Raw genomic sequence first — 12,232 nt, forward strand, 5'->3', positions numbered from 1 at the left:
CGGAGAATGGGCCACCGAAGCCGTCAAGCATGGCCTCATCCATTACAGTATGTCGCTCAGCATCTATGCTTTGAAACTTGCAGCCAGCACAACACCAACTATGAACGAAAACACCTTTGACTACATCATTGTTGGCGGCGGCACCGCTGGATGCCTGCTGGCCAACCGCCTGAGTGCCGATGCCAGCAAGCGCGTGCTGTTGATCGAGGCGGGTAAAAAAGACGATTACCACTGGATCCACATCCCCGTGGGTTACCTTTACTGCATCGGCAACCCGCGCACGGATTGGATGTACCAAACCGAGCCCACCGAGGGCCTGAACGGGCGCAGTCTGCGCTACCCGCGTGGCAAGGTGTTGGGGGGATGCTCCAGCATCAACGGCATGATTTACATGCGCGGCCAGTCGCGCGACTACGACCAGTGGGCGCAGATCACCGGCAACGACGCGTGGCGCTGGGACCAAACACTGCCCTACTTCAAGTTGCACGAAGACCACTACAACGGCGCCAATGAATTTCACGGCGCCAAAGGGGTCAAGTCAGCGTTGCTGGCCCCTACCGATTTGCCCAAAGGCGGCTACCTGCACACCTTGCGCGGGCGCAACACCGGGGGCGAATGGCGCATCGAAAAGCAGCGTCTGCGTTGGGACGTGCTGGACGCGTTTTCTCAAGCCGCGCAGCAGGCGGGCATCCCGGCCACCGACGACTTCAACCGGGGCAACAACGAAGGCGTGGCGTACTTCGATGTGAACCAGCGCAGCGGTTGGCGCTGGAACACGGCCAAAGCGTTTTTGCGCCCCACCTGTTACGCCCGTGCCAACTTCGAGCTCTGGAACAAAGCACAGGTGAGCAAGCTGATCCTTGAACCCCAAGCCAACGGCGACAAGCGTTGCACGGGTGCCCAAGTCTGGACGGGGCTGGAGATGGTCGAAGTCAAAGCCACACAAGAGGTGATTTTGAGCGCGGGCAGCATCGGTTCGGCGCAGATTTTGCAGCTCTCAGGCATCGGGCCTGCCGCTGTATTGCAAGGTGCTGGCGTTGATGTGCTTCATGACTTGCCCGGCGTGGGCGGCAACCTGCAGGACCATTTGCAGATCCGCTCGGTGTACAAAGTCAAAGGGGCCAAAACCCTCAACACCTTGGCCAACAGCCTGTGGGGCAAGGCCCTGATCGGCATGGAATACGCTTTCAAACGCTCAGGCCCCATGAGCATGGCGCCCAGCCAGTTGGGCGCGTTCACCAAGAGCGACCCATCCCAGGCGCACGCCAATTTGGAATACCATGTGCAGCCTCTGAGCTTGGACGCCTTTGGCGAGCCGTTGCACAACTTCCCGGCCATCACGGCCAGCGTGTGCAACCTCAACCCCAGCAGCCGAGGTACGGTGAACATCACCAGCCCCCGCTTTGAAGATGCTCCGGCCATTGCCCCCAATTACCTGGCCACGGCCGAAGACCGCAAAGTGGCCGCCGACAGCTTGCGCGTGACGCGCCGCATCATGGCGCAGGACGCGATGAAGCCCTTCCAGCCTGAAGAGTTCAAGCCTGGCGTGCAGTACCAAACCGACGAAGAGTTGGCCAAACTGGCAGGCGACATCGCCAGCACCATCTTCCACCCAGTCGGTACCACCCGCATGGGGCGCGAGGACGATCCCTTGGCCGTGGTCAATGGGCGTTTGCAGGTGCGGGGCGTCGCTGGTTTGCGCGTGGTGGATGCGGGCGTGATGCCCACCATCACCAGCGGCAACACGAACAGCCCCACGCTCATGATCGCGGAAAAAGCAGCGCAGTGGATTGCAGAAGATACCGCGCAACGCATGGGTGCATGACATGCCATCGCGCCTTCGTTTTCGCAAACGGGTGTTGACCACAGTGCTGCTGAGCGTCTGGGTGTGTGTGAATTTTGTGCTGCCATTTTTTGCACGCGACTTGTCGTTCAAGGTCGGGGGGTGGCCCCTTCACTTCTGGCTCAGTGCACAAGGCTCGCTGCTGGTCTTTCTGGTGATTGTGGTGGTCTACGCATGGCTGGTGAACCGATGGGAAGCCAAGGCGGCTGAAGCCGATTCCAACACCGCCAACAGGCCTTGATTTGGGCTTCAAATGCCGCGCTTGATGCCGACTGCACAATGCCCTGGGGCTTCCCAATCCGGTCCGCCAAACCACGCATCACCTTGCAAATAGGCCCGCAGCATGGGCAAGGCGTCTTGGCCCCAAAACACTTTGCCATCCACCACGAAGCTGGGCACGCCAAACACGCCGGCGGCAAGCGCCTCTTGGCCGTGGGTTTGCAGGGCTTGCTTCCCCTGATCAGCCGTGCGGTGCAAATGGGGAGACAGTTCTTCTTGCAAGTTGGCGAGTCGTTCAGGATCGGCCGCATCCAGCCCCGTGCACCACACATGCCTGAAAATTTTTTCGCACACCAACCGGTTGGGCTGCCCCAGGGCATCGCAAGCACTGGCCAGGCGCAGCAAGCCGAGTGGGTTGAACGGGTGCGCGGCTGGCAACTGCAAGGGGGTGGCCTGTTGCTTGGCCAACCACAAGACTTGGCGGTAAGTCCAGTCGCGCTTGCTGGGCATCTCTGCGGGACCCAATTGGCCATGGTGCTTGAGCAATGCTGCAAACAGCAGCGGTTTGTAGACCACACGGTGGCTGATGCCCTGCAGTGCCCGAGGCAAAGCGTCAAAGGCCAACCAGGCATAGGGTGAGATGAAGTCCAGGTAAAAGTGGATGGTTTTCATGGCTACCCTCTGGGTTAAGTGGGTCCACTGTTGGGGGTTCGGCGTTGCTGCAAGCGCTCTGGAATCTGGGCCCAGACTTGCCGCTTTTCTTCGTCGGTGGCACGGCTCCATCCGCCGATTTCGGGCAAGGTGCGCAAGCAACCCTCGCAGAAACCGCCGCTCGGGTGCATCAGGCAAAGCGACACACAGGGTGATGGCACCGAGTTGGGTGCAAGCGGCACCGACTGGGCCAAAACCAGGGCGGCACGCTCACTGAGTTTTTTCCAATAATGTTCGCTCATGCACTGGCCTCTGAAAGGATTTGGACCACATCCGCCACGGGCGCACCGGTCAAGCGCTTGAGGTCTTCGGGCTGCAACTGAAACACGCCATGCGGGTGTCCTGCTGCAGCCCAAACCACGTCAAAACGCCACAGGTCTTGGTCCAGCAAAGTGACAGGCGGGTTCAGGTGCGCCACGGGTGAGACGCCGCCAATGCTGAAACCGGTTTGCGCTTTCACGAAATCGGGATCGGCACGGCCGATCTTGCCCACCAGCGCCGCGACTTTCTTTTCGTCCACACGCCGGTCGCCCGAGGTGACCACCAACACGGTCACACCGTCTTCTTTGCGTTTGAAGATCACGCTCTTGGCAATTTGCCCCAACTGCACGCCCAGGCCGTCGGCCGCCTCTTGAGCGGTGCGGGCGGCTCCCTCGAGCATGAGTGGTGCGTGCGGGTGGTTGGCGTCTTGCAAAACCTGGGCCACACGCTGGACGCCATCCGGCAAGGCATGAAGTTCGGCGCCGCACATCACTCAACCTGCCCGCTTGTTGAGGATGGCCTTGGCCACATTGGCGTTGGGGCTGCGTCCCAAAAAGTCGCTGATGAACGCGCCGGCATCGACCAGTTGGTCGAGGTCAATCCCCGTGGTGATACCCATGCCGTGGAGCATGTACACCACATCTTCGGTGGCCACATTGCCTGTTGCGCCTTTGGCATAGGGGCAGCCCCCCAGACCCGCGACGGACGATTGGAAGTTCCACACCCCCATTTGCAAGGCGGCCAAGGTGTTGGCCAATGCCTGGCCGTAGGTGTTGTGGAAATGCCCGCAGATGTGGTCCAAGTCGAAATGCTGGAGGGTGGCTTCCAGGGCACGCTGCACCTTCAGCGGTGTGCCGGTGCCGATGGTGTCGGCCACGTCCACACGCTGCACGCCAATCTGCTTCATCAAACCGGCCAAGTGGGCCACACTTTTGGGCGACACTTCGCCCTCGTAGGGGCAGCCCACGGTGCAGCTCATGGCCCCGCGCACCGCAATCCCCGCCGCCAACGCCGCCTGCACCACAGGGGCAAATCGCTCGATGCTTTCTTCGATGGCGCAATTGATGTTTTTGCGACTGAAGGCTTCGCTGGCCGCGCCAAAAACCACAATCTCGTCGGGCTGGGTTGAGAGGGCGGCTTCAAAACCCTGCAAGTTGGGCGTGAGCACCGAGTAACGCACGCCCGCTTGGCGCTGGATGCCCGCCATCACTTGCGCGTTGTCGGCCATCTGAGGCACCCACTTGGGACTGACGAAGCTGGTGACTTCGATCTCGGTCAGGCCTGCGGCCTGCAGGCGGTGCACCAATTCAATCTTGACGGCAGCCGGCACGGGCTGCTTCTCATTTTGCAAACCGTCTCGGGGACCGACGTCAATGAGTTGAACGCGTGAAGGCAGTGACATATAGACTTTCAGTAACCGCGCTGTGGATCGACGACGCCATTGATCGACGCCCCGCGCTGCAAAGCCTGCATTTTGCCGACAATTTGGGCAATGCTTTCCTCGCGCAGGGTGCGTGCGGATGTGTGCGGTGTGACGGTGATTTTGGGGTGCCGCCAAAACGGGTGATCGGCTGGCAAGGGTTCGGTGCGAAACACATCGAGCATGGCCCCAGACAGATGACCGCTGTCGATCAGGGCGATCAGGTCTTCGTCCACCAGGTGTTTGCCACGGGCCACGTTGATGACGTAACCGCCTTTTTGCAGCTGCGAGAGCGTGTCTTTGTTCAGGATGTTTTCGGTCTCGGCCGTGAGCGGCATCAGGTTCACCAGCACGCGCGTGGCGGCCAAAAATTCCGGCAAAGCCTGCGCTCCGCTGAAGCAGCGGATGCCCGGCAGGTCTTTGGGGCTGCGGCTGTAGCCATTGACCGGGAAGTCAAACACCTGCAGCGCCTTGGCCACCCGCTCGCCCAGCACACCCAAGCCCATCACGCCGACGGCAAAGTCGGCCCGGCTGCGTGGCTTGCGGTACGACCATTTACCCGCTTGGGTGTCGGCGTCGTAGCCGTCGAACTCGCGAAAATGCCGGATCACGGCGTGGCACACATATTCGGCCATTTGCACCGACATGCCTGCGTCGTCCAGGCGCACCACTTTGAGGCTGGGCGGGAGACGGAGCTGGAGCAAAGCATCCACACCCGCGCCGATGTTGAACAAGGTTTGCAACCCCGGCTGCTCGTCGATGAACTGCTGGGGCGGCGCCCAAACAATGGCATGATCGGCAGGCGGTGCACCAGGGGCCCAAGCGGTCACGCGGGCCTGGGGAAAGGCTTTTTGCAAGCCCTGCACCCAGGGCGCAGGGTCCAACTTGTCAAAGCAAATGGCAATGTTCATGGGCCAATTGTGTCAGCCCAGCTTGAGCAGCTCTGCCCCATCGGCGACTTGGTCACCCGGCGCGTAGAGCAACTCGGCCACGGTGCCGTCTTGGGGGGCGCTGATGGTGTGCTCCATTTTCATGGCCTCCATCACGGCCAGTGCCTGCCCGGCTTTGACCTTGTCGCCCGCCTTGACGGCAAAGGACACCACCTTGCCGGGCATGGGGGCCGTGAGGCGCCCGCCTTCTTGCGCCGCTTCGCCAGCGTGCGCCAACGGGTCCAGCACGGTGATGCGGGTCGCGCCTTGGGGCGTGAAAATGTGCGCGGTTTCACCTTGCCAGTCGAGTTGACTGAAGCAGCGAGGAGTGCTGCCCCACTGCACCCACAGGCCGACGCCATGGGATGCAAAGCTCAGCAGGCCAGATGCAGCGTGATCGCCCTCCAGCGACAGGCTCACAGCGCCGCCGTGCAGGCAGTTCAGACGGGCTGAACGCGGCTGGTCTTGCCACACAAACTCAAAGCGGCGCTGCGCCACCCCGTGCGACTGCCAGCCGTCGCGGCGGCTGAAGGGGTCTGCGCCTTGCAGGGCTTTTTCGGCGTGCAGGGTGTGGGCCACCACGGCGGCCACGGCGGCGGCCAAGCCCACGGTTTCTTGTTTGAAGAGTACGGCGGCTTCGCGCTGGATCAGTGCGGTGTCGAGCTTGGCGGTGGCAAACGATTCGGAGCGCACCACATGGCGCAAGAACTGTACATTGGTGTTCAGACCCACGATGTGGGTTTGCGCCAAAGCGGTGTCCAGCCGGGCCAATGCTTGCTCGCGGGTGTCGCCATGCACAATGAGCTTGGCCACCATCGAGTCGTAAAACGGGCTGATGGTGTCACCCTCGCGCACGCCGTCGTCCACGCGGATGGTGCCCCGCTCAAAACTGCTCGCTTGTGGCTTTCGATACACCTGCAAGGTGCCGGTCGCGGGCAAGAAGTTGTTGTCGGGGTTCTCAGCACAAATGCGCGCCTCAATGGCATGGCCCTGAATGCGCAGCTGCTCCTGGCGCAAAGGCAGTGGCTCACCACTGGCCACGCGCAACTGCCACTCGACCAAGTCCAGGCCAGTGATGGCCTCGGTCACCGGGTGCTCCACCTGCAGGCGGGTGTTCATTTCCATGAAGAAGAACTTCATGGATTCGGGTTGGTCGTACGCTGTTTGCTCGACGATGAATTCCACCGTCCCTGCGCCCACGTAGTTCACCGCTTTGGCGGCGGCCACAGCGGCCGCGCCCATTTGTGCACGCAAGGCCTCGGTCATGCCGGGGGCGGGCGCTTCCTCGAGCACTTTTTGGTGGCGGCGCTGCACCGAGCAGTCGCGCTCGAACAAATACACGCAGTTGCCTTGTGTGTCGCCAAACACCTGGATCTCGATGTGGCGCGGGCGCTGCACATACTTTTCGATCAGCACCGCATCGCTGCCAAAGCTGTTGATCGCTTCGCGTTGGCAACTGGCCAAGGCGGCGGCGAAGTCTTCGGACTTTTCCACCACACGCATGCCCTTGCCGCCACCGCCTGCGCTGGCCTTGATGAGGGCGGGATAACCGATGCGGTCGGCCTCACGTTGAAGCAACGCTGGATCTTGGTCGGCGCCGTGGTAACCAGGCACCAGCGGCACACCGGCTGCTTCCATCAAGCGCTTGGACTCGGCCTTGAGGCCCATCGCCAAGATCGCCGAAGCGGGCGGGCCGATGAACACCAGACCGGCCGCGGCGCAAGCCTTGGCAAAGTCTTCGTTCTCGCTCAAAAAACCGTAGCCTGGGTGCACGGCCTCTGCACCCGTGTCTTTGGCCGCTTGCAAAATGCGCGCCCAGCGCAAGTAGCTGTCCTTGGGGGCCGAGCCGCCCACATGCACGGCTTCGTCACACGCCTGCACATGCTTGGCCCCGGCGTCGGCGTCCGAATAAACCGCCACGGTCTGGATGCCCATGCGGCGGGCGGTGGCCGCCACGCGGCAGGCGATTTCGCCACGGTTGGCGATCAGGATTTTTTTGAACATAAGTGCTTCCTCAAGCCATCCAATGGGGTTTGCGTTTTTGCAAAAAGGACTGCACGCCCTCTTTGCCCTCGCTGCTGGCGCGGATGTCGGCAATGCCGGCCACCGTCTGCGCCACCAGCACGTCGTTGATCTCACGCTCGGCCACGTCTTGCACCAGCTTCTTGCAGGCGCGCACGGCGTTGGGGCTGGCGTTCACCAGCGCTTGGGCGAGCTCCGCCACTTTGACGTCCAGCGCGTCGGCGTTCACCACCTCGTGCACCAGACCGATGCGGTGCGCCTCGACCGCGCCAAAGCGCTCGGCCGTCAAGAAGTAGCGGTGCGCGGCACGCGCGCCCATGGCACGGATCACGTAAGGGCTGATGGTGGCGGGGATCAGCCCCAGCTTGACCTCGCTCAGGCAATAGTTCGCAGTGTCCACGCTCACCGCCATGTCACACGCCGCCACCAGGCCCATGCCGCCCGCGTACACATCGCCCTGCACGCGGGCAATGGTCGGCTGGGGACATGCGTAAATGGCGCGCAGCATGGCGGCCAACTCGCCCGCGTCGGCCAGGTTTTCACCCTGGGTGTAGTCGGCCATGCGGCGCATCCAGTTCAGGTCTGCGCCTGCACAAAAAGCCGGGCCCTCGGCGGCCAGCACGACGCAGCGCACGGCGCTGTCTTGGGCCACTGCCAGAAAAGCGTTTTTCAGCTCGGCAATGACTTCGTCGTTGAAGGCGTTGCGCACATCGGGGCGCGACAGCGTGATGGTGTGCACACCGCCTTGGGTCGAAATTTTCAGGGTTGTACTCATGCTTTGGGCGCCTGTTCTGACAAAAGGAAATACACCATGTCCAGCTCCGGGCAAGGCTGGCCCACGGCCGTCAAGGCCGCCGTGATTTGCCCACGGTGGTGGGTGGCGTGGTTGAACACATGCGATAAGGTGGCCGCAAACGGCAAGGACAACGGGTCGCCTTGGCTGGTCCGGTAGTCCAAATGGCCATCAAAGCGTTCAGCAGGCCAGCTGGCGATCAAAGGTGTCCAGTTGGCCGATCCGCCCTTGAGCGCCTGCGCCAGGCGTTCGCGGTGGGGTTCAAGCTCGGCGTCCAGCGCCAGCACGGGCGATGTGCCTTTGGCAAAACGCGCGTACCAAAGCAGGTGCTCGGCCACCAGCATGTGATTGAGCGTGCCGTGGAGGCTTTGGAAGAACAGGCCCACGTCGCGCCGATAGTCTGCATCGGACACACGCGAGACCGCTTCGAGCAGGCGGTGTGTGGCCCAGACGTGGTAGCGGGCCATGCCACCAAAGTGGCGGTGCCAAATGGAGGCGTTGTTCGGTGTGTCCATGGGTCCAAGCCTCTCAAAGTGTATGCATGAAAAAAGCCATCCCCATCACATGCGGAACAGGCCGAACTTCGTCTCGGGGATCGGCGCATTGAGTGAGGCCGACAAGCCCAAAGCCAGCACGCGGCGCGTGTCGGCCGGGTCGATGATGCCGTCGTCCCAAATGCGGGCCGTGGCGTAGTAGGGGTGGCCCTGGTCTTCGTATTGCTGCTTGATCGGGGCTTTGAAGGCCTCTTCTTCCTCCAAGCTCCACAGGCCGCCTTTGCCTTCAATGCCGTCGCGCTTGACAGTGGCCAAGACACTCGCGGCCTGTTCGCCACCCATCACGGAAATGCGCGCGTTGGGCCACATCCACAAAAAGCGGGGGCTGTAGGCGCGGCCGCACATGCCGTAGTTGCCCGCGCCAAAGCTGCCGCCAATGATGATGGTGAACTTGGGCACAGCGGCTGTTGCCACGGCCGTGACCATCTTCGCACCGTTGCGGGCGATGCCTTCGTTTTCGTATTTGCGGCCCACCATGAAGCCGGTGATGTTCTGCAAAAAGACCAGCGGGATCTTGCGCTGGCAGCACAGCTCGATGAAGTGCGCACCCTTCAAAGCCGACTCGCTGAACAAAATGCCGTTGTTGGCGATGATGCCCACCGGCATGCCTTCGATGCGGGCAAAACCACAGATCAACGTGGTTCCAAAGCGCGATTTGAATTCGTCGAACTCAGAGCCGTCGACGATGCGGGCGATGATCTCACGCACATCAAACGGCTTGCGCGTGTCGGTGGGAATCACGCCATACAACTCTTGCGCGTCGAACTTCGGAGGCACAGGCGTGTGCGTGGCGATGTTGGGGGCCTTTTGCGCGTTCAGATTCCTCACGGCTTGACGCGCCAGCGCCAGCGCATGCACATCGTTTTGCGCCAAGTGGTCGGCCACGCCCGACAGGCGCGTGTGCACATCACCACCGCCCAAATCTTCGGCGCTCACCACCTCACCGGTAGCGGCTTTGACCAGCGGTGGTCCGCCCAAGAAGATGGTGCCCTGGTTTTTGACGATGATGGTCTCGTCGCTCATGGCGGGCACGTACGCGCCGCCCGCCGTGCACGAGCCCATGACGACTGCGATTTGCGCAATGCCCTGCGCGCTCATGTTGGCTTGGTTAAAGAAAATGCGGCCAAAGTGGTCACGATCAGGGAAGACCTCGTCCTGGTTGGGCAAGTTGGCACCGCCCGAGTCCACCAGGTAGATGCAAGGCAAGCGGTTTTGCTGCGCGATCTCTTGCGCGCGCAAATGCTTTTTCACCGTCATGGGGTAATAGGTACCCCCCTTCACCGTGGCGTCGTTGCACACGATCATGCAGTCCACACCGCTCACGCGGCCAATGCCCACGATCACGCCGGAGCTGGGCGCGTCGTTGTTGTACATGTTGAGCGCGGCCAAGGGTGCGACTTCGAGGAAAGGCGTGCCGGGGTCGAGCAGCATCTGCACACGGTCGCGCGGCAGCAATTTGCCCCGGGCGGTGTGCTTGGCGCGAGGGGCCTCGCCGCCGCCCAAAGCCACGCGCTCCAGATGCACGCGCAAGTCGTCGACCAAGTGGCGCATGGCAGCGGCGTTGTGCTGAAAATCGGCGGAACGCGGGTTCAATTGGGTGTGCAAAACGGTCATGGTGATTCCTAGAAGCGGGCACACCGGGGCCAAGCCCAAGGTGCGTCAACAGTGTGATGCCTGCCAGCTTAAAGGCAGCAAGGCCTGTGGGGGTGTCAAATGGGTTGCAAATCGCGCCACATTCAATGCCACAATGGACACCGCCATGCCCCAGACCAGCCGCCCCCTCCCCAGCCCCGACAGCCACGGCCGGGCCGAGACGCCCATGGCCTTTGTCCGGGCGATTGCCGGCGCCTACACGCAGCGCGGTCTGGACCCCTGGCCTGCGCTGGCTGCAGCACAAATTGCGCCAGAACAATTTCACCAACCGACGTCACGCATCACCGCTTTGCAAATGGAATGGCTCTCGGCCACCGCCATGCGCGAGCTGGACGACGAAGCGCTGGGCTGGTTTCGCCGCCGCCTGCCCTGGGGCAGCTACGGCATGTTGGTGCGGGCCTCCCTGACCGCGCCCACTTTGGGCGTGGCACTGAGCCGCTGGTGCCGTCACCACAACCTGTTGACGGACGACATCCGCCTGAACCTGAGCACATCCGATGGCCTGGCCCACATCGAACTGCACGAAACCCACGGCCTGCAAGACCTGCGGGAGTTCTGCACCGTGTCGGTGCTGCGCAACGCGCTGGGTGTGGCCTGCTGGCTGACCGATTCGCGCATCCCGCTGAGCGCCACCGCGCTGCACTTTGCGCCGCCCCCTCATGCTGAAAGCTATGGTGTGCTGTTTGATGGTCCGTGCCAATTCATGGCCTCACACAGCCGACTGAGCTTTGACGCGGGTTACTTGCTACTGCCCCTGCGCCGCGACGAAGCCGCTCTGCAGCACATGCTGCAACGCGCCCTGCTGCTGACCGTTCGCCCTTACCGACGCGACCGTTTGCTGGTGGAAAAAGTGCGCCAAACCCTGGCCGAACACCCCGAGCACAGCCGCAACGCCGACGACCTGGCGGCGTGGCTCAACCTGTCAGCCCGCACGCTGCACCGGCAACTCAAGGAAGAAGGTGCGAGCTTGCAGCAACTCAAAGACAGCGTGCGCCGCGAAATGGCGGGCGAGTTGCTCCTGCGCACGCAGCGCCCCATCAAACAGATTGCGGCCGATGTAGGCTTTCACAATGAGAAGAGTTTCATGCGGGCCTTCAAGGGCTGGACAGGCCGAACACCCGAAGAATTCAGGCTGGCCAAGCCCACTTAAAAGGCTTTGGCCGATGTCGGATTCAGGCCAGCCGCAAGTCGTGCATGCCAGTGAACACCCGCTGGGCGCCTGCCTGCAGGAGCGGCGCATGCTCGGCCGGCGGCGCAGCATAGGCCCACACCGTGGCCCCTGCGGCCACACCGGCCGTGATGCCCACGGTGGTGTCTTCCACCACCAAGCAACGCGCCGGGTCCACTTGCAAATGCGCGGCTGCGGCCAGGTACACATCGGGGTGGGGTTTGCTGCGCGGCATCTCGTGGCCGCTGAAAATGCGGCCTTCAAAAAAGTGAATCAAACCCACTTGCTTGAGCATCATCTCGACCTTGAAGCGGTCGGCGCCCGAGGCCACGGCGATGCGGCCCTGGCAATGGTCGTGCAGATGCGCCACCGCGTCGTGCACGCCGTCGATGGCCGTGATGCTTTGGGTCAAACGCTCGTTGCGCCGGGCATAAAACTGTTCCAGCCACGCATCGGTGAGTGGCTGACCGGTGTGCGCCTCGATGGTGGTGCGCTGGCTTTTGACGGTGTGACCCACAAAGCGCTGCATGCACTCGGCCAGTGTCATGCGCCAGCCTTGCTCTTCAAACATGTCACGCAGCACGCCGCAGGTGATGGCTTCGCTGTCCACCAGCACGCCGTCGCAGTCAAACAAAATGGCTTCAAAGTTCATGGCATTG

13 protein-coding genes are annotated in these 12,232 nt (G+C 62.3%); 3 read left to right on the plus strand and 10 right to left on the minus strand.

Features of this window, described 5'->3' with window-relative positions:
- Positions 1–100 precede the first annotated feature (100 nt).
- Complete coding sequence (locus ACHEXK_RS13105) at positions 101–1,825, plus strand: GMC family oxidoreductase (protein WP_416546759.1); 1,725 nt, start codon at positions 101–103, stop codon at positions 1,823–1,825.
- Between the two features lies 1 nt (position 1,826).
- Positions 1,827–2,084, plus strand: coding sequence for a DUF4212 domain-containing protein (locus ACHEXK_RS13110; protein WP_416546760.1), 258 nt, complete (start codon positions 1,827–1,829; stop codon positions 2,082–2,084).
- Positions 2,085–2,092: 8 nt separating this feature from the next.
- On the opposite strand, the gene ACHEXK_RS13115 is transcribed toward ACHEXK_RS13110, so the two are convergent.
- The 9 genes from ACHEXK_RS13115 to ACHEXK_RS13155 are packed head-to-tail and all read right to left on the minus strand — an operon-like array spanning position 2,093 to position 10,366.
- A complete protein-coding gene (locus ACHEXK_RS13115; RefSeq protein WP_416546761.1) occupies positions 2,093–2,734 on the minus strand; it encodes a 2-hydroxychromene-2-carboxylate isomerase in 642 nt (213 codons plus the stop codon).
- Between the two features lie 14 nt (positions 2,735–2,748).
- Positions 2,749–3,015, minus strand: a complete 267-nt coding sequence (locus ACHEXK_RS13120) for a DUF1289 domain-containing protein (RefSeq protein WP_416546762.1) — start codon at positions 3,013–3,015, stop codon at positions 2,749–2,751.
- Positions 3,012–3,524: a YbaK/EbsC family protein gene (locus ACHEXK_RS13125; RefSeq protein ID WP_416546763.1), complete on the minus strand. Its 513-nt coding sequence runs from the start codon at positions 3,522–3,524 to the stop codon at positions 3,012–3,014. Before ACHEXK_RS13125 ends, ACHEXK_RS13120 begins: the two co-directional genes overlap by 4 nt.
- A gap of 3 nt (positions 3,525–3,527) precedes the next feature.
- The gene (locus ACHEXK_RS13130) at positions 3,528–4,436 is read right to left on the minus strand and encodes a hydroxymethylglutaryl-CoA lyase (RefSeq protein WP_416546764.1); all 909 of its coding nucleotides are present in this window, start codon (positions 4,434–4,436) and stop codon (positions 3,528–3,530) included.
- A gap of 8 nt (positions 4,437–4,444) precedes the next feature.
- On the minus strand, positions 4,445–5,365 hold the full coding sequence (locus ACHEXK_RS13135) for a 2-hydroxyacid dehydrogenase (protein WP_416546765.1): 921 nt from the start codon (positions 5,363–5,365) through the stop codon (positions 4,445–4,447).
- 12 nt (positions 5,366–5,377) lie between these two features.
- Positions 5,378–7,387, minus strand: a complete 2,010-nt coding sequence (locus ACHEXK_RS13140) for a biotin carboxylase N-terminal domain-containing protein (RefSeq protein ID WP_416546766.1) — start codon at positions 7,385–7,387, stop codon at positions 5,378–5,380.
- Between the two features lie 10 nt (positions 7,388–7,397).
- Positions 7,398–8,180 (minus strand): enoyl-CoA hydratase/isomerase family protein, encoded by a 783-nt coding sequence (locus tag ACHEXK_RS13145; RefSeq protein ID WP_416546767.1) that lies wholly within the window; start codon positions 8,178–8,180, stop codon positions 7,398–7,400.
- Positions 8,177–8,713, minus strand: coding sequence for a DinB family protein (locus tag ACHEXK_RS13150; RefSeq protein WP_416546768.1), 537 nt, complete (start codon positions 8,711–8,713; stop codon positions 8,177–8,179). The genes ACHEXK_RS13145 and ACHEXK_RS13150 overlap by 4 nt, the downstream gene beginning before the upstream one ends.
- Before the next feature lie 45 nt (positions 8,714–8,758).
- The gene (locus ACHEXK_RS13155) at positions 8,759–10,366 is read right to left on the minus strand and encodes a carboxyl transferase domain-containing protein (RefSeq protein WP_416546769.1); all 1,608 of its coding nucleotides are present in this window, start codon (positions 10,364–10,366) and stop codon (positions 8,759–8,761) included.
- 145 nt (positions 10,367–10,511) lie between these two features.
- Between ACHEXK_RS13155 and ACHEXK_RS13160 the strand changes: the two genes are divergently transcribed.
- On the plus strand, positions 10,512–11,555 hold the full coding sequence (locus ACHEXK_RS13160) for an AraC family transcriptional regulator (RefSeq protein ID WP_416546770.1): 1,044 nt from the start codon (positions 10,512–10,514) through the stop codon (positions 11,553–11,555).
- Between the two features lie 22 nt (positions 11,556–11,577).
- On the opposite strand, the gene ACHEXK_RS13165 is transcribed toward ACHEXK_RS13160, so the two are convergent.
- Complete coding sequence (locus ACHEXK_RS13165; RefSeq protein ID WP_416546771.1) at positions 11,578–12,225, minus strand: HAD family hydrolase; 648 nt, start codon at positions 12,223–12,225, stop codon at positions 11,578–11,580.
- Positions 12,226–12,232 lie beyond the last annotated feature (7 nt).

Origin of the sequence: Limnohabitans sp. DCL3 (genome assembly GCF_048019295.1) — a bacterium.
Taxonomy (GTDB): Bacteria; Pseudomonadota; Gammaproteobacteria; order Burkholderiales; family Burkholderiaceae_C; genus Limnohabitans_A.